The 17,553-nt window shown below is 69.0% G+C and carries 13 protein-coding genes; 9 read left to right on the forward strand and 4 right to left on the reverse strand.

Going from position 1 to position 17,553, the window contains the following annotated elements; all coding sequences use genetic code 11:
- The first annotated feature begins 77 nt into the window (after positions 1 to 77).
- Positions 78 to 1,220: a rod shape-determining protein RodA gene (gene rodA / locus LRR16_RS19270; protein WP_023263931.1), complete on the forward strand. Its 1,143-nt coding sequence runs from the start codon at positions 78 to 80 to the stop codon at positions 1,218 to 1,220.
- 217 nt (positions 1,221 to 1,437) lie between these two features.
- Here the strand turns inward: rodA and LRR16_RS19275 are convergent, their stop codons facing one another.
- Complete coding sequence (locus tag LRR16_RS19275; protein ID WP_006579492.1) at positions 1,438 to 2,139, reverse strand: tetratricopeptide repeat protein; 702 nt, start codon at positions 2,137 to 2,139, stop codon at positions 1,438 to 1,440.
- Between the two features lie 272 nt (positions 2,140 to 2,411).
- Here LRR16_RS19275 and LRR16_RS19280 point away from each other — a divergent pair, with 272 nt between their 5' ends.
- From LRR16_RS19280 to LRR16_RS19290, 3 genes are all read left to right on the forward strand, one after another.
- The gene (locus LRR16_RS19280; protein ID WP_232206834.1) at positions 2,412 to 3,395 is read left to right on the forward strand and encodes a LysR family transcriptional regulator; all 984 of its coding nucleotides are present in this window, start codon (positions 2,412 to 2,414) and stop codon (positions 3,393 to 3,395) included.
- Between the two features lie 153 nt (positions 3,396 to 3,548).
- Positions 3,549 to 4,541: a tripartite tricarboxylate transporter substrate binding protein gene (locus tag LRR16_RS19285; protein WP_232206835.1), complete on the forward strand. Its 993-nt coding sequence runs from the start codon at positions 3,549 to 3,551 to the stop codon at positions 4,539 to 4,541.
- Positions 4,542 to 4,551: 10 nt separating this feature from the next.
- Positions 4,552 to 5,523: a M14 family metallopeptidase gene (locus LRR16_RS19290; protein WP_232206836.1), complete on the forward strand. Its 972-nt coding sequence runs from the start codon at positions 4,552 to 4,554 to the stop codon at positions 5,521 to 5,523.
- 43 nt (positions 5,524 to 5,566) lie between these two features.
- On the opposite strand, the gene LRR16_RS19295 is transcribed toward LRR16_RS19290, so the two are convergent.
- Positions 5,567 to 6,544, reverse strand: a complete 978-nt coding sequence (locus tag LRR16_RS19295; RefSeq protein ID WP_043438345.1) for an Rpn family recombination-promoting nuclease/putative transposase — start codon at positions 6,542 to 6,544, stop codon at positions 5,567 to 5,569.
- Positions 6,545 to 6,814: 270 nt separating this feature from the next.
- Here LRR16_RS19295 and LRR16_RS19300 point away from each other — a divergent pair, with 270 nt between their 5' ends.
- Positions 6,815 to 8,875 (forward strand): methyl-accepting chemotaxis protein, encoded by a 2,061-nt coding sequence (locus LRR16_RS19300; protein WP_232206837.1) that lies wholly within the window; start codon positions 6,815 to 6,817, stop codon positions 8,873 to 8,875.
- Here the strand turns inward: LRR16_RS19300 and LRR16_RS19305 are convergent.
- Positions 8,862 to 9,515, reverse strand: a complete 654-nt coding sequence (locus tag LRR16_RS19305) for an Sbal_3080 family lipoprotein (protein ID WP_232206838.1) — start codon at positions 9,513 to 9,515, stop codon at positions 8,862 to 8,864. The genes LRR16_RS19300 and LRR16_RS19305 overlap by 14 nt on opposite strands.
- Positions 9,516 to 9,885: 370 nt before the next feature.
- Between LRR16_RS19305 and LRR16_RS19310 the strand changes: the two genes are divergently transcribed.
- The 4 genes from LRR16_RS19310 to LRR16_RS19325 all read left to right on the forward strand — a co-directional run bounded on the left by LRR16_RS19310 (position 9,886) and on the right by LRR16_RS19325 (position 17,091).
- Positions 9,886 to 13,233, forward strand: coding sequence for a carboxyl transferase domain-containing protein (locus tag LRR16_RS19310; protein WP_232206839.1), 3,348 nt, complete (start codon positions 9,886 to 9,888; stop codon positions 13,231 to 13,233).
- Positions 13,234 to 13,312: 79 nt separating this feature from the next.
- Entirely contained in the window at positions 13,313 to 15,088 is a 1,776-nt protein-coding gene (locus tag LRR16_RS19315) for an AMP-binding protein (RefSeq protein ID WP_232206840.1), read from the forward strand.
- A gap of 156 nt (positions 15,089 to 15,244) precedes the next feature.
- The gene (locus LRR16_RS19320) at positions 15,245 to 16,234 is read left to right on the forward strand and encodes a tripartite tricarboxylate transporter substrate binding protein (RefSeq protein ID WP_232206841.1); all 990 of its coding nucleotides are present in this window, start codon (positions 15,245 to 15,247) and stop codon (positions 16,232 to 16,234) included.
- A 23-nt stretch (positions 16,235 to 16,257) separates the two neighbouring features.
- Entirely contained in the window at positions 16,258 to 17,091 is an 834-nt protein-coding gene (locus LRR16_RS19325) for an IclR family transcriptional regulator (protein ID WP_232206842.1), read from the forward strand.
- 179 nt (positions 17,092 to 17,270) lie between these two features.
- On the opposite strand, the gene LRR16_RS19330 is transcribed toward LRR16_RS19325, so the two are convergent.
- A complete protein-coding gene (locus LRR16_RS19330) occupies positions 17,271 to 17,501 on the reverse strand; it encodes a hypothetical protein (RefSeq protein WP_232206843.1) in 231 nt (76 codons plus the stop codon).
- Positions 17,502 to 17,553 lie beyond the last annotated feature (52 nt).

Here is a 17,553-nt window from a genome sequence, read left to right on the forward strand (position 1 = left end):
GCTCCGTCTCCCGCATCCCGCGCCCGGCAGGCCGCCGCGGCGCCGGGCGCCAACGCCACGCATTGAAGGAGGCGCAGATGGATCGCAGACGCGCCCTGTCCCTGATCAAGACCGCGCTGACCGGCTTCGACAAGCCGCTCGCGCTGATCGTCTTCCTGCTGTTCGCCACCGGCATCGTCGCGCTGTACTCGGCCTCGGTCGACATGCCCGGCCGCGTCGAAGACCAGCTGCGCAATATCCTGCTGTCCTACGCGGTGATGTGGGTGATCGCCTATCTGCCCACGCAGACGCTGATGCGGGTCGCGGTGCCGCTCTATACGGTCGGCGTCGCGCTGCTGATCGCAGTGGCGATGTTCGGGCTGATCCGCAAGGGCGCGCGCCGCTGGCTCAATGTCGGCATCGTGATCCAGCCCTCGGAGCTGATGAAGATCGCGATGCCGCTGATGCTGGCCTGGTACTTCCAGAAGCGCGAGAGCGGGCTGCGCTGGTTCGACTTCATCGTCGCCGGCGTGCTGCTGGCGGTACCGGTGGGTCTGATCGCCAAGCAGCCGGACCTGGGCACCGCGCTGCTGGTACTGGCGGCCGGCATGTACGTGATCTACTTCGCCGGCCTGTCGTGGAAGCTGATCCTGCCGGCGCTGGCGATCCTGGTGACGCTGATCTCCGGGCTGCTGTTCTTCGAGCACGACATGTGCGCGCCCGGCGTCAACTGGCCGGTGCTGCACGACTACCAGCAGCACCGGGTCTGCACGCTGCTCGATCCGACCACCGATCCGCTCGGCAAGGGCTTCCACACGATCCAGTCGATCATCGCGATCGGCTCCGGAGGCCTGATGGGCAAGGGCTGGCTCAAGGGGACGCAGACCCACCTCGAGTTCATTCCCGAGAAGCACACCGACTTCATCTTCGCGGTCTACTCGGAGGAATTCGGCCTGATCGGCAATGCCGTGCTGCTGGTGCTGTACCTGCTGCTGATCTTCCGCGGGCTCTATATCGCCGCGAACGCGCCGACACACTTCTCGCGGCTGCTGGCGGGCGCCGTCACGCTGATCTTCTTTACCTATGCCTTCGTCAACATGGGCATGGTCAGCGGCATCCTGCCGATCGTGGGCGTGCCGCTGCCGCTGATCAGCTACGGCGGCACCGCGCTGGTCACGCTCGGCATGGGGATCGGCATCCTGATGAACATCTCGCGGCAGAAGCGGCTGATCCAGACTTGAGGGCGCACTGGCGCGCTGGCGCGCGCTTGCTCTCTCCCCTGCCCTCTCCCGCGAGCGGGAGAAGGGAGAGGGGAGAATCCGCGCGAGTCCTGGCTCAGCGATTCCCTTTCGCGCCCCCAGCAGAGATGAGAACCGCCGGAACACCGCGCGATCTCTTGCACACCTCATCCCCTCTCCCGCTTGCGGGAGAGGGGCAGGGCAGAGGGAAAGGCGTCCGCTACATCGTCGGCGCGCGCGATCTGACGGTCTGCTCCAGCAGCGACCGCAGCTTGGCCAGCGCGCCGGGGTCGCCGCGCGCCGCGGCGCGGGCGTACCAGATCTTGGCCTGCTCGATATCGCGCTCCACCACGCCCGGCTCGCCGCGCTCGTAGAAGCTGGCGACGATGTACTGCGCCCCGCCGTCCCCGGCGGTCGCCGCCCGCGTGTACCACTCGAAGGCCTTGGCGTAATCGCGCGGCACGCCGCGGCCGATGAAGTAATTGGTCGCCAGCGCGACCTGCGCCTGAATATGCCCGCCCTGGCTGGCGCGCTGATACCAGCGGTTGGCCTCCTCCAGCGACTTCGGCACCAGTTCGCCGCGCTCGTGCAGTTCGCCCCAGGTGAACTGCGCATGCGTCATCTCGTTGTCGGCCGCCTTCTTCAGCCAGACCAGCGCCTCCTGCGGCTTCGACGCGGTGCCATCGCCGCGCAGCAGCATCATCGCGTAGTTGAACTGCGCCAGCCGGTTGCCCTGGCGCGCCGCGTCGGCGAAGTCGCGCAGCGCGGACTCAAAAGCGCCCGCCTCGTAGGCAGCCACCGCCTGGCGCGTCAGCGTCTCCGCGGGCTGCGGCGGCCGGGGTGCCGCCATCGCGGTCTGCCACCCGCCCAGCAGGATCAGCGTGCAGGCGGCATGGCAGGCGAGGCGGCGAAGGGACGGCATGGCGGACTCCCAGTGGGATCGGGCTTTCCAGCCAGTGTAGGAGCCGATGGAAGGCGGTGATAGCTTGCACCGGTTCATTACGAGGACAAATAACAAGCGGAATTTTTTCGCCCGCTTCATTCATCAATCACATGATTCCCGTTTCGCCTTGGCGCTTGGCCGCGACGACGCCGCGCGCGTGCAGGCCGCTGCGTACGCTCTAGAATGACGCGGCCGCGCAAGGAAGACGCGCTGCCGCCCTCCCCCGACACCAACCGACCGCCCCCCTGCCCATGCATATCCGTTGGCTCGAAGACTTTGTCTGTCTGGCCGAGGCCGGCAGCCTCGCCCGCGCCGCCGAACTGCGCAACGTCACCCCACCGGCGTTCGGCCGCCGCATGCAGGCGGTCGAAGTGTGGGCCGGCGCGCCGCTGATCGATCGCAGCGTGTTCCCAGTCCGGCTGACCGCCGAGGGCCGGCAGTTCCTGGAGGCGGCGCAGTCGGCGCTGCATACGCTGGAGGAAACGCGGCTGGCGCTGCGGGCGGCCCACCGTGTCGATGCCAGCACCGTGGTGATCGCCACCGGCAAGACGCTGTCGCGCTCGCTGGTGCCGGCGTGGCTGGCCGGGCTGCGCCAGGCGCTGCGGCACGATCCGGTGGCCGCGGGCTTTCGTACGCGGCTGTCGACCTTCGCCATGCACGATGCGATGGCGATGTTTACCGAGGGCGATGCCGATTTTCTGCTGTGCTACAGCCCGCCCGACCTGCCGGTGCGGCTGGACGAGGCCCGCTACCAGTTCCACCCGGTCGGGATCGAACGGCTGGTCTGCGTCGCCGCCGCCGACGCCGCGGGTGGCCCGTGCTTTCGCCTGCCGGCGCGCGGCACCGGCGGCAAGAGCGGCGCGCAGGTCCCGATCATTGCCTATGCCGAAACGCTGACGATGGGCCGCATGGTCAATCAGGAAATCGCCCGGCGCAAACTGGCCGGCCGCCTCGACGTGGTGGCGGTCTGCGATTTCGCGGAATCGGTGCACGAGATGGTGCGCCAGCGGATGGGCCTGGCCTGGCTGCCGGCACGGCTGATCGCCGACGATCTGCATGCCGGCCGGCTGGTGCGCGCCGATATCGGCAACGTCGCGGACGCCGGGACCGAGGGCGGCCAGTTTGGCGGGCAGCAGGGCGGCAATCGGGATCTGGTGCTGCAGATCCGGCTCTATCGCTCGCGCGCGGCGATGCGCCCGCTCGCCGAGGCGTTCTGGCGCGCCGCGACGGCGTAATACCGCCGGGCGGCCGGGCGCGCAGGCGGTGCTCCGCCTTCCCGCTTGCCGATCCGGCAATCGCCATTGCCAAACCCGCATGCGACGACACGGCGCCGCTCCCTAACATCGCGCCATACCACATCGATAACAGATAGACACGGGAGCGTTGCCATGAAGATCTCGCTGCGGACTGCCACCGCCGCCACCTTGCTGTTCTCCGCCATCTCGGCCATGTCGCTGGCTCCGGCCGACGCGCGCGCCAGCGAATGGCCCGCCAAGCCGATCACGCTGGTGGTCGGCTACACGGCCGGCGGCAGCGTCGACCTGGTGGCCCGCACCGTCGCGCCCGAGCTGGGCAAGCGGCTCGGCCAGAGCGTGGTGATCGAAAACCTCGGCGGTGCCGGCGGCACCATCGGCGCGTCGCGCGTGGTCAAGGCCGAGGCCGATGGCTACACGCTGCTGATGGGTTCGGGCAGCGAGGTGTCGATCGCCCGCCTGACCAATCCGGCGGTCCGCTACGACGGCGAGAAAGATCTGGCCCCGATCACCTTCGTCGGCACGCAGCCGATGGTGCTGGTCGGCAAGCCCACGCTGCCGGCGCGCAATGCCGGCGAACTGATCGCGCTGGCCAGGGCGCAGCCGGACAAGCTCGCCTACGCGTCGTCGGGCGTCGGCACGCCGCTGAACCTCGCCGGCGAGCTGATCAAGCAGCAGGGCAAGGTCGGCATCACGCACGTGCCGTACAAGGGCGCGTCGGCCATGGCAACCGACCTGCTCGGCGGCCAGATCGATCTGGCGGTGATGGTGCTGTCGTCCGCGCTGCCGCATATCCAGGCCGGACGGGTCAAGGCCTACGGCGTGACCGAGGCCAGGCGCGCCGCGGTGGCGCCCGACGTGCCGGCGCTGGCGGAGACGCCTGCGCTGAAGGGCGTCGACATGGGCGTCTGGTTCGGCCTGATGGCGCCGAAGGCCACCCCGCGCGCGGTGGTGGATCGTCTCAACAACGAGATGCAGGCCGTGCTGGCGATGCCGGAGGTCCGCAAGAAGCTGGCCGAGGCCGGCGTCGAGGTCGCGCCCGCCAATCCGGCCCAGTTCGCCGCCTTCGTCAAGCGCGAGACCGCCAAGTACCGCACCATCGTGCAGGCGGCCGGCATCCAGCAATAACGGGAACCCCATGAACACGATGACCACGCTCGACGCTTACCCGGTCGAAGTCGCATTTCCCGATATCCGGCCGTACGCCGACGGCAATACCGGCGTCGCCTACGTCCACCACTTCGACAGCGGCGTCCCGGGTCCGCACGTGATGATCAACGCGCTGACCCACGGCAACGAGGTCTGCGGCGCGATCGTCGTCAAGGAGCTGCTGGATCTCGGGCTCAAGCCCCGCCGCGGGCAGCTGACGCTGGCGTTCGCCAACGTCGACGCGTATCACCGCTTCGATCCGGCCAAGCCGGACGCCTCGCGCTTCGTCGACCAGGACTTCAACCGCGTCTGGACCGCCGCGGTGCTCGACGATGCGTCGCGCGACTCGTCGGAGCTGCGGCGCGCGCGCGAGATGCGCCCGCTGATCGATCGCGTCGATCTGCTGCTGGACCTGCACTCGATGCACGAGAAGAGCCTGCCGCTGATCGTGTCGGGCCCGCTGGACAAGGGCGTGGCGCTGGCGCGCGCGCTCGGCGCACCGGCGCATGTGATCGTCGACGAAGGCCATCCGGAAGGCCGGCGCATGCGCGACTATGCCGGCTTCGGCGATCCGGCCAGTCCGAAGAATGCGCTGCTGATCGAGTGCGGCCAGCACTGGGAGGCATCGTCGGTGGCGGTGGCGCGCGACAGCACGGCGCGCTTCCTGCTCGCCGCCGGCATCGTCAACAGCGGCGACCTGCCCGCCGGCTGGGTGTCGGCACAGGCCGCACCGCAGCGCGTGGTGCGCGTGACCGAGCCCGTGGTCGCCACCAGCATGAACTTCCGCTTCGCCGGTCCTTATATCGGCCTGGAGACCTTCGCCGAGGCCGGCACCGTGATCGGCTGGAACGACGACGTGCCGGTGATGACGCCGTATCCGGACTGCGTGCTGGTAATGCCGTCGCTGCGCCAGCTGCGCCCGGGCGTGACGGTAGTGCGGCTGGGACAGCTGCAGCCTTGATTCTCCGCGGCAAAGATGCCCACCAAGAGCATCGCCGCGGCCCTTAGCGTGTCTTGAAGACGGCGTCGAGGGATTTGGCGTCCAGGAGCCGCCCGCTCCATCGCCTGATGTCGGCCGCCTGCGCCGCGTTCAGCTTGGCAACGACCCCCGGTGGCAACGGCCCAAACCGGCGCGCCAGCAGTTGCTGCAGCACCCGGGCCGCACCTTCCTGCCGGCCCTTCGTGATTCCCTTCTTCTCGCCCCGCTTCTCGCCCCGCTTCTCGCCCTTCTCTTCGTGTCGGGCGGCCCACTCGTCCATCCGTTGTGCCAGTGACATTTCCAAATCCTCCAGATCTCGAACCCGCGGCAGCGCGAGCTTGCCCTTGCGCTGCCTCAACAATACGCCACGCATCCACATCGCCAAAGTCCGCTTGAGCTCCTTGCGTCCGTCGATCCAGCAACGGACCTCACGAATTACGCGGATCAGACTCCGCTCGTTCTTCAATCGGTTGAAACGCATCACCGCCGCCACGAGATTGCGCCGCCGAGCGAGTTGTGCTTCGGAGTACCGGCTCTCGTCGATCAGGTGATAGCGAAAACGCGGAATCGGCAGGTCCGCATCGTGAGCGATCAGGCTTTGGACATCCACCGGCGCCGTCCATTTCGTTTCGCCGTTGTACAGCACGATCGGCAACACGGGTGGCAGCAGACGGCCCGGTAAACATTCCTTGCGCCGGATCAGGTCCTGGTACAGAAGCATCAAGTAGCTGAGCACTCGCACGGCCATGAACGTGTCCACGGTACTCTGGAACTCGATCAGGATGTACAGGTACATCCACTGCTGTCCCGTTCGCACGCGCCAAACCACATCGTCGGCGCGCTGGCGGAAGTCATCGGTGACGTAGCTGCACGGCATGCGCTCCAGGGTGGTGAAATCCACCTTGCGCCACCATTGCCTCGGCACAAAGCTCTTCAGAAGATCCCTGACGAATTCGGGACAGGTATACAGAAACTTGTAGGAGACGTCGTCGTGCTTGGCCATCGTACCGATCATGCGGGAGGCGCATCGCGCCGATACCGCCAGCATGCCGATTCGACGCTATGAAGCTTTCGTAATAGTTGCCGCGCTATGAGTTACTGATTTGTTGCGTCATGGGGACCGAACCGAGTCAATGGCTATGGAAATCGGTGAACACCCTCATCAAGCGCAGCACGTCCTCAGCCGTAAACCGATCCATGACGACGTGACGGAGATCATGCGTCCGCCGTGCGCCATGTGGTGCCGGCAACTTCCTTTTCGCAGGAAACGGACGTGCGCCCCCTTGCCCCCGCCCCCCTTGCTTCCTCGGCTGCCGGCCTTGCCGGCGCCTACTCCCCTTCCCCCGCCGACACTTCGTCCACCAGCCGGCCATCACGCCGCTGGCGCCCTGGCCCCGCGCGGATCGGCACGCGGCTCGCGCTGATCGTGCTGGCCGTACAGGTGCTGGTGTTCGGCCTGTTCGCCTGGGTGCTGTCGGACAGCAGCATGCGCCAGCTCGAGGCGCAGCAGCGCGCGGCGATGAGCGCGCAGAACGAAACGCTGCGCGACCTGCTCGGCCAGTTCGACGACACCATGCTGCAGGAGGCGGACCGCTTCCTGCTGAGCTTCGCCGCGGTGGTGCCCGGCCCGTATGCGGTCGATCCCGCGCAGACCATCGAGGTCGCCGGCCAGCCGACACCGCAGTTCAGCAGCGGCGAGATCGTGCTGAACAACAACTTCGAGCTGCCGGACCGCTTCTTCGCGACCACCGGCGGCACGATCGCCACGGTGTTCGCGCGCCGCGGCGACGACTTCGTGCGCGTGACGACTTCGCTGAAGAAGCAGAACGGCGAGCGGGCGGTCGGTACGCTGCTCGACCGCGCCGGGCCTGCCTATGCCGCGGTGCAGGCCGGCCGCTCGTATCGCGCGTTGACCTGGCTGTTCGGCAAGCCGTACATGAGCAAGTACGAGCCCGTGCGGGACGCCGCCGGCAAGGTCGCCGGCGCCCTCTATGTCGGCGTCGACGTCAGTGCCGAGCTCGCGATGCTGAAAAACCGCATCCGCCGCAAGTCGATCGGCACGGACGGCCATTTCGTGGTGGTCGACGCCAAGCCCGGTCCTGACCAGGGCAAGCTGCTGGTCGGCCGCCGCCAGGAGGGCACGGTCCAGCTCGAAGCGCGCGACGAAGACGGCAAGACCTGGCTGCGCGAGATGATGGGCGCGCGCCAGGGGAGCCTGACGCATCGGATCGCCTTCGACGGCGGCGCCCCGGCGTTGCGCCTGACCGCGTTCGAGACCTATCCCGAATGGCAATGGCTGATCGTCGGCTCGGTGCCGGTCGACAGCCTGCGCGCCGAACTGATCGCCAACCGCAATCGCTTCCTGGGCGCGGGCCTTGCGCTTGCGCTGCTGGTGTCGGCGGGATTCTGGTGGATGCTGCGCCGGATGGTCAGCGTGCCGCTGGCCGATGCGGCGACGGCCGCGCGCAGTCTCGCCGCCGGCGACCTGACCGCGCGCCTGGACAGCCCGCGCCGCGACGAGATCGGCGAGCTGATGCGCGCAATCGACGGCGTCGGCCAGGGCCTGTCCGGCATCGTCGGCACCGTGCGGGCCAGCGCCGATGCGATCGTCGCGAGCACCGGCGAGATCGCGACCGGCAACGCCGATCTGTCGGCGCGCACCGCGAGCCAGGCCAGCAGCCTGGAGCGCACCGCCGCCAGCATCGAGCAGCTGAGCGCGACGGTGCGGCAGAACGCCGATGCCGCGGTAGATGCCGACGCCACCGTGCGCAGCGCCGCCGATGCGGCCCGGCACGGCGGCGGCACGGTCGAACGCGTGGTGCAGACGATGGACGGCGTGCATCGCAACGCGCAGCAAGTCGTCGACATCATCGGCATGATCGATGGCATCGCGTTCCAGACCAACATCCTGGCGCTGAACGCGGCCGTCGAAGCGGCGCGCGCGGGCGAACACGGCCGCGGCTTCGCGGTCGTGGCCGGCGAGGTGCGCAGCCTCGCGCAGCGCAGCGCCACCGCGGCGGGCGAAATCAAGGCGCTGATCGAACGCACCGTGTCCGACCTGCGCGACGGCCACGCAGCGGTGCAGCAGGCCGGCAGCGCAATGGAAGACATCGTGCGCCAGGTGGAAGGCATCGCCACGCGCATGGCGGAAATCAGCGCGGCGTCGCGCGAGCAGTCGCAGGGCATCGCCGAGGTCAGCGACGCGCTGGCCGAGATGGACGGCGTCACGCAGCAGAACGCCGCGCTGGTCGAAGAGGCGGCGGCCGCCGCCGAAAGCCTCGATCAGCGCGCCCAGCAGCTGCGCGAGGCGGTGCAGGCGTTCAGGCTGGCGTAGCGGTAGCGCCGGAGTTGGCGTTCGGACCCGCCCCGCCGTTCGGATCGGACGGCGGGGCGTTGCGGTCCCGCGCCTCCGGATGCGGCAGGCGGCCCGGGAACAGCTGGTCGACCAGTTCGTCGATCTTCTGCTGCGGCTCGATCAGGTGGCTCAGGTTGACGCCGCCCTGGCTGCGCCGCGCGTCGTAGACCGCCTTGCCGACGCGTTCGCCGCGGCGATAGACGGTGATGTCGGCCGTCGCGAGGAAGGTGCGCCAGTACGACTGCGAGGTGGCCGCATAGGTCGCCGTCAACGTACAGGCCGCCACCGACGATCCGGGCGGCAGCAGCCTCGCTTCGAAGCCGCGGCGCTGCAGCGATTGCAGCAGCGTCGCCGCGAACGGTGCGCGTCCGGCGGGGCTATCGATCACGCAGAACGAGGCCCCGAGGTCCGGATCGATGCGGACCATTGCCGCGATCGGATCGGCCGGCGGCGCCGCTTCGGCGGGGCTGACCGACTGATAGGTGGCGCAGCCCGCGGTCAGCACCGTCAGCGCGGTCAGCACGGTCAGCGCCGTCAGCGCGGACATCCTCGGCAGGCCCGCACGGGCGGACGAAACGGCAAACGCGGCGCGGCCGCGGCGTGGCAGGGCGGAAGTCATGGCGGTTCCCCTCGGGGTCCGGTTGGTTCGATGGCGCGGTGGCAGGCTTCTCCCGCCAGCATCGCAGCGCACGCATGGCGGGGTCTCTGCCGGTTAACGGCGACTAGCCGCGCGATCTGTAGGGGCGATTCGCTCGGCAACCGATGCGAGATCCGATGCGGTATCGACGGCAGTGGCGCCCGATTTTGAACCGTGATTCTGCACAGCGGAATTTCTGATTGGCCGATTATCGCCAACGTCTTTGTCCCACCGCGGCAAACGCCCTTGTCCCCCGCATCCCCCGACATGTAGATTCTGCTTTGCAGAATCACATGCCACAAAAAACAATGCGCCCCGCTGCCGGCGGCGGCGACATCGACAGGGGACACTTGTGAAGAAGCTGTTGATCGCCAATCGCGGCGAGATCGCGCTGCGCGTGCAACGCGCGGCCCGCGATCTGGGCATCGCGACCGTCGCCGTCTACGCACGCGACGATGCCAATAGCCGCCACCGCCTGCTGGCCGACGAAGCGGTCGCGCTCGACGGCGAAGGCCCCGCCGCCTACCTCGACATCCCCGCCATCCTTGCCGCTGCGCGCCGCACCGGTTGCGACGCGGTCCATCCCGGCTACGGTTTTCTGAGCGAACGCGCGGACTTTGCGCGGGCCTGCGCCCAGGCCGACCTGATCTTCGTCGGCCCGGCGGTCGACCAGCTCGCGCTGTTCGGCGACAAGGGCCGCGCATTGGCGCTGGCGCGCGAATGCGGCGTGCCGGTGATGCCAGCCACCGAAGGCGGCGCGACGCTGGAGGCAGTGACGGCGTTCTTCGACGAGCAGCAAGGCGCCGGCATCGTGCTGAAGGCGGTCGGCGGCGGCGGCGGGCGTGGCATGCGCGTGGTGCGCGAGCGCGACGCGCTGGCCGAGGCCTATGCGCGCTGCCGTTCCGAGGCGCGCTCGGCCTTCGGCATCGACGCGGTCTATGCCGAACGACTGGTTGTGCGGGCGCGCCATATCGAAGTGCAGATCGCCGGCGATGGGACCGACGTGATCTCGCTGGGCGAGCGCGACTGCACGCTGCAGCGGCGCTTCCAGAAGCTGGTCGAGATCGCGCCCAGCCCGGCGCTGGACCCCGCGCTGCGCGAACGCATCGTCGAGGCGGCCCGTACGCTCGCGCGCCGAACCGGCTACCGGAGCCTGGGCACGTTCGAATTCCTGGTGGAGGAAGCCCAACCAGCCAACGGGACCGTCCGCGATGGCGCAAACCCGTCCTTCGTCTTCATCGAGGCCAACCCACGCCTGCAGGTCGAGCACACGATCACCGAGCAGGTCACCGGCGTCGATCTGGTGGCGCTGCAACTGGGGCTCGCGCAGGGCCGGACCTTGCGCGAGCTGGGCCTCGATCCGCAGCGGCCGCCCGCGCCACGCGGCTATGCGATTCAGGCCCGGATCAACGCCGAATCGATCGATGCGCAAGGGCTCGGCCGCCCGGCGCAGGGACGGCTGGAACGCTTCGATCCACCCACCGGCCCCGACGTTCGCGTCGACACGCACGGCTATACCGGCTACGCGCCCTCGCCGCAGTACGACACGCTGCTGGCCAAGCTGATCGTGACGTCCGGCAGCGGACGCTTCGCCGACGCGGTACGACGGCTGCAGCGCGCGCTGGGCGAATTCACCATCCGCGGCATCGCGACCAATCTCGAGTTGCTGCGCGCGCTGGCCGAGCGCGAAGACTTCGCCAGCCAGCAGATCCATACCCGGCACGTCGAGGCGGTGCTGCCCGAACTGCTGACCCGCGCCGCGCAGCTCGATGCGCAGCGCCGCGCGCAGCAGGCGGTGCAGGACGGCACCGGCGGCGCCATGGCGAGCGTCGCGACCACACCGGTCGGCGCCAGCAGTTTCGACGAGCAGCTCGGCGAGGGCCTGCGCGCAGTGCGCGCGCCGATGGCCGGGCGGCTGGTCGAGGTCAGCGTCGCGGTGGACCAGCTGGTGCAGGCCGGCCAGACTGTCGCCGTGCTCGACGCGATGAAGATGGAACACGCGATCGTCGCCGAACAGCCGGGCCGCGTGATCGACCTGCGCGCGGAGGCCGGCGAGCAGGCCGCCGAAGGGCAGGTGCTGCTGGTGCTGGAACCCGCCGACGCCGGCGCGCACACCGGCGGCGATGCCGAGCAGGCCGATCCGAACGCGATCCGCGCGGACCTGCAGCGCGTACTCGATCGCCATGCCTTCCTGTACGACGAGGCGCGGCCCGACGCCGTCGCCAAGCGCCATGCCCGCGGGCAGCGCACCGCGCGCGAGAACGTCGCCGACCTGTGCGATGCGGGCACCTTCGTCGAATACGGTGCGCTCGCGGTGGCCGCGCAGGCCAGCCGGCGCAGCGAGGCGGACCTGATCGCCAATACGCCGGCCGACGGCCTGATCACCGGCATCGGCGGCGTCAACGGTGCGCTGTTCCCGGCCGAGCGCTCGCGCTGCGCGGTGCTGGCCTACGACGCCACCGTGCTGGCCGGCACGCAGGGCAAGCGCAACCACATCAAGACCGACCGTATCCTGCAGGTCGCGCTGCAGAACCGGCTGCCGACCGTGATCTTTGCCGAAGGCGGCGGCGGCCGGCCCGGTGACGTCGACTTTCCGACCGTGGCCGGGCTTTACCAGCCGTCCTTCGCGGCCTTTGCCGCGCTCAGCGGCGAGGTGCCGGTGATCGGCATCGCCTCCGGGCGCTGCTTTGCCGGCAATGCGGCGCTGCTGGGCTGCTGCGACCTGATCGTCGCCACGCGCAACGCCAATATCGGCATGGCCGGACCGGCGATGATCGAGGGCGGCGGGCTCGGCGTGTTCCGGCCCGAGGACATCGGCCCAGCCGCGGTGCAGCATCACAACGGCGTGGTCGATCTGCTGGTCGACGACGAGGCCGCCGCGGTGGCCGCGGCCAAGCACTATCTGTCGATGTTCCAGGGTTCCGTCGCCCACTGGCAGGCGCCCGATCCGCTGGCACTGCGGCGCGTGGTGCCGGACAACCGGCTGCGCGTCTACGACACGCGCGCGGCGATCGCCGGCATCGCCGACGCCGGCAGCGTGCTGGAGCTGCGCAGCGGCTTCGGCACCGGCATCCATACCGCGCTGGCCCGCATCGAGGGCCGCCCGGTCGGCATCCTGGCCAACAACCCGCGCCACCTCGGCGGCGCCATCGACGCGGACGCCGCCGACAAGGCCGCACGCTTCATGCAGATCTGCAATGCGCACGGCCTGCCGATCGTCTCGCTGATCGACACGCCGGGCTTCATGGTCGGCCCGGAGGTCGAGGCGCGCGCGCAGGTGCGCCACGTCTCGCGGATGTTCGTGATCGGCGCCAAGCTGCGCGTGCCCTTTCTCGCGGTGGTGCTGCGCAAGGGCTACGGCCTCGGCGCGATGGCGATGGCGGCGGGCGGCTTTCGCGCGCCGACCTTCACGCTGTCGTGGCCGACCGGCGAGTTCGGCGGCATGGGCCTCGAGGGAGCGGTGCGGCTCGGCTTTCGCAAGGAGCTCGAGGCGCTGCCCGAGGGGCCCGAACGCGATGCGCTGTTCCAGAAGCTGGTCGCGCAGATGTACGAGCGTGGCCACGCGATCAACGCCGCCGCCGCACTCGAGCTCGATGCGGTGATCGACCCGGCGGCGACGCGGCAGTGGCTGGTGACCGGACTCGACGCGGGCACATCGCATCGGGACCGGCCGCTGCGGCCCTACGTCGACGCCTGGTAAGGAGAACCCGCGCCGGCACCGCCGCAGACGTCCCCCGCCTTGCCATCGACCCCAACAAGAATGCAACAGGAGACAGCAGATGGACCGCGAGCAGTCGAACCCACCGGCATCGCATGACGCCACGTCCGAAGCGCAGTTCTTCGACGATCTGGAAGCGCGCCACCGCCGCATCTGGCCCGCCGGCCTGCCGACCGCGCCGGTGTACCCGCACGGCGAGGTCGCGCTCGGCGACTACCTGCGCGCGTGGGCGCGCCGTCGCCCGACGCATCCGGCGCTGATCTACTACGGCACCGAAGTCGGCTATGCCGAGCTCGACGACCTCAGCGAGCGCTGCGCCGCGCTGCTGGCCTCGCACGGCATCGGCGCGGGCGACCGCGTCGCGGTGATGATCGGCAACTGCCCGCAGTTCCATGTGGTGTTCTACGGCATCCTGAAGCTCGGCGCGGTCTACGTACCGGTCAATCCGCTGTTCAAGGAAGAGGAGCTGCGCTACGAGCTGAACGACTCGGGCGCGACCGCGATCATCGTGCTGGACCAGCTGGCAGGCATGCTGATGGCGGTCAAGAGCCAGACCCGCATCCGCACGGTCTTCACCACCAGCCAGGGCGAGATGCTGCCGGCGCGGCCGACCGTGCCGCTGCCCGCCGGACTCGACGCGGCGCCGCTGCGAATCGACGGTGCGACCGACCTGATGCCGGCGATCCGCGCGACGTCGCCGATCGCGCTGCCGCCCGTCGATCTCGACGCGCTCGCCGCGCTGAACTACACCGGCGGCACCACCGGCATGCCCAAGGGCTGCATGCACACGCAGCGCGACATGGTCTACACGGCCGCCGCCTCGTACGCGCTGACCGGCGGTGTCGACGCGGCGCGCATGGCCGAGGGTTCCGACGACGTGATGCTGAACTTCCTGCCGATGTTCTGGATCGCCGGCGAGAACCTGGGACTGATCTATCCGATCTTCAGCGGCGCCACCGTGGTGGTGCTCGCGCGCTGGGATCCGGTGGCCGTGATGGCGGCCATCGACCGCTACCGTGTCAACCGCACCTTCGTCGTGGTCGACAACGCGGTCGAGCTGATGAACCACCCCGACCTGCCACGCTACGACCTGCGCTCGTTGCGGCATACGCGCGCGGCCTCGTTCATCCGCAAGATCACGCCCGACATCCGCCGGCGCTGGTTCGAGCTGACCGGTAGCGTGCTGGCCGAAGGCGCCTGGGGCATGACCGAGACGCATACGAGCGACACCTTCACCACCGGCATGCAGCACGACGACATGGACCTGCGCGGGCGGCCCGTGTTCGTCGGCCTGCCGGTGCCCGGCACGCGCATCAAGATCTGCGACTTCGACACCGGTGCGTTGCTGCCGATCGGCGCCGAAGGCGAGATCGTCGTCAGCACGCCGTCGCTGTTCAAGGGCTACTGGGGACGGCCGGACGTCGACGCCGAAGTATTCCGCGGCGGCTGGTTCCGCACCGGCGATATCGGCGCCTACGACGAGGACGGCTATCTGCATTTCCTGGGCCGCCGCAAGGAAATGCTGAAGGTGCGCGGCATGAGCGTGTTTCCGTCGGAGCTCGAGGTGCTGCTGTCGCGCCATCCCGCGGTACTGGGTTCGGCCGTGGTCGGCCGGCCCGATCGCGACAAGGGACAGATGCCGGTGGCCTTCATCCGGCTGCGGCCCGAACACGCCGCCACGGTCAACGCCGAATCGCTGCACGCCTGGTGCCGCGAACAGATGGCGGTCTACAAGGTGCCGGAGATCCGCATCGTCGAAGAACTGCCGCTGACCGCGACCGGCAAGGTGCGCAAGGTCGAGCTGCAGGCGCAGCTGGAGGCGGAGCAGTCGCAGTGAGCATCGCAATGCGCGCGCAATGAGGACGCATTGAGGACGCATTGAGGACGCATTGAGAACGCATTGAGCAAGCGCGACCGATGCCGTGCAAAGCCGCGGTCGCACATCGATCGGAAGGGCGCCGCAAGAGTGCCCGATGACATCAGGAGACAAACCATGAACCCGTCCCGTCGCAAGCTGCTGCAGACCTCCGCCGCGCTCGCCGGCAGCCTCGCATTGCCTCGCCTTGCCGGCGCGCAGTCGTCCGGCGCCGCCACCATCGACGGCCCGATCCGCATCGTGCTGCCCTACCCGCCCGGCGGTTCGACCGATGCGATCACGCGCTTCATCGCCGACCGGCTGGGCGCGGCGGTCAAGCAGACCGTGATCGTCGAGAACCGCCCCGGCGCCGCCGGCATGATCGGCGCCGCGCAGGTGGCCAAGTCGCCCGCCGACGGCCGCACGCTGCTGTTTACCAATACCGCGCTGATCCAGAGCCCGCTGATCCAGCCCAAGCCGCTGTACGACCCGATGACGGACTTCGATCCGCTGTCGCTGGTCGCCGACGCCGCGCAGGTGTTCGTCGCCAACGCCGATCTGCCGATCAAGTCGCTGCGCGACTACGCGGCCTATGCCAAGGCGCATCCGGGATCGGGGTACGGCAGTCTCGGCGTCGGCTCGACCGGGCATCTGTACGGCGAGCTGTTCAAGCGGCGCGCAGGCATCGAGACGGTGCACGTGGCCTACAAGGGCGATGCCCCGGCGATCGCCGACCTGCTGGCCAAGCAGCTGCCGGCCGGCTTCGTCTCCACGGTGGTGGCGCGCACCTATGGCGAGGCGGGCCGCATCAAGGTGCTGGCGACGCTGGGGACCAGCCGCGTACCGTCGATGCCCGACGTGCCGACCTTCGCGGAATCCGGGTACCAGGGCTTCGAGGCGATCGGCTGGATCGGCATGCTGGCCCCGCATGGCTGCGCTCGTCCGGTAATCGACCGGCTATCGACCGAAATTGCACGCATCGTCCGCTCGGCCGATGGATCGCGGATGCTGACCGAGGCCGGCATGCTGCCGCGCGGCACCAGCGCCGACGAGTTCGCGGCGCTGCTCAAGCGCGACCAGAAGGTGTGGCAGTCGCTGGTGCAGCAGACCGGTATCCGGGTCGGATGAGCGGCCAGCAGAAGTCCATTCCCATGCGCGACAGCTCGCCCACGAACGGGGCCGCATCGACGGCCACATCGACGGCCACATCGAAGGCCGCATCGAAGGAAGACCGGCATTTCGTCACGGCGCTCGCGCGCGGACTCGAAGTGCTGGCGTGCTTCCGCTCGAGCGACCGTGCGCTCGGCAATCAGGAGATCGCGCAGCGCTGCCGTCTGCCGAAATCCACGGTGTCGCGCCTGACCGCGACGCTGACCCGGCTCGGCTACCTGACGCAATACGAAGGCACCACCAAGTACGCGCTCGGCACGGCCTGCCTGGGACTGGGCAGCGCGATGCTGTCGCGGCTGGACATCCGCAAGGTCGCGCGGCCGCTGATGCAGGAACTGGCCGACTTCTCCGGTGGCACCGTATCGCTCGGCGCGCGCGACCGGCTGTCGATGATCTACGTCGAGCACTGCCGTAGCTCGGCCGCGATCTCGCTGACGCTCGACATCGGCTCTCGCATTCCGGTGTCGACGTCGGCGATCGGGCGGGCGTGGCTCGCGGTCGCGCCCGATGGAGAACGGGAGGCGCTGCTCGAGCAGATACGCGAGCTCGACGACGTCGCCTGGCCGCGCATCCGCAAGGGCATCGAACAAGGACTGCAGGACCATGGCGCGCTGGGCGTCGCATGCTCGTTCGGCGACTGGCAAAAGGACGTCAACGGCATCGGCCGCGGCTTCGATCCGGGCAACGGCATGGCGAGGATGGCGCTCAATGTCGGCGGACCGTCGTACAGCCTGTCGCCCGAATTCCTGCTCAACGAAGTGCGGCCGCGCCTGCTGGAGGTGGTGCGGCAGCTGGAATCGACGTTCCCCAGGTAAGGCGCGCGGGCAGGCCAAAGCCGGCGAAAAAAGCCAGCCCGTAGGCTGGCCAAGAACCAAGGAGACACACAAACGCGCAGAAACGTCGCGCGCAAAACGGAACAAGCACTACAAGGTACTGCGGAATTCTCTGCTGATTGGCGTCAATCGCACCTGCGTGTTCGCAAACCGGATCGGCGTCAGCCAACGAAGGCCTGGCGGCAGCGCAGCGCCATCACCTGCGCTTCGAACGCGCGGGCCGCGAGGTCGGCAAGACGGGCGGTACGGCGGCGCCGCGAAGCACTGCGCGATGGCGCGGTGTTGCCGGTTTCGACGTTTTCATTCAAGCGCCAGGCGGCGCGGGTCACGGACAGAATCCGGGCAAGCGCCCGGGCATGCTCCACAGGCATACTGACGAGGGCCGAAGCCATGTTTGCTTACCTCTGCAGTTGTTCGTACGGAGTGACAAGTCAATGCCAACCG

The organism is Cupriavidus sp. UGS-1 (assembly GCF_021213615.1).
In the GTDB taxonomy this organism is placed as follows: Bacteria; Pseudomonadota; Gammaproteobacteria; order Burkholderiales; family Burkholderiaceae; genus Cupriavidus.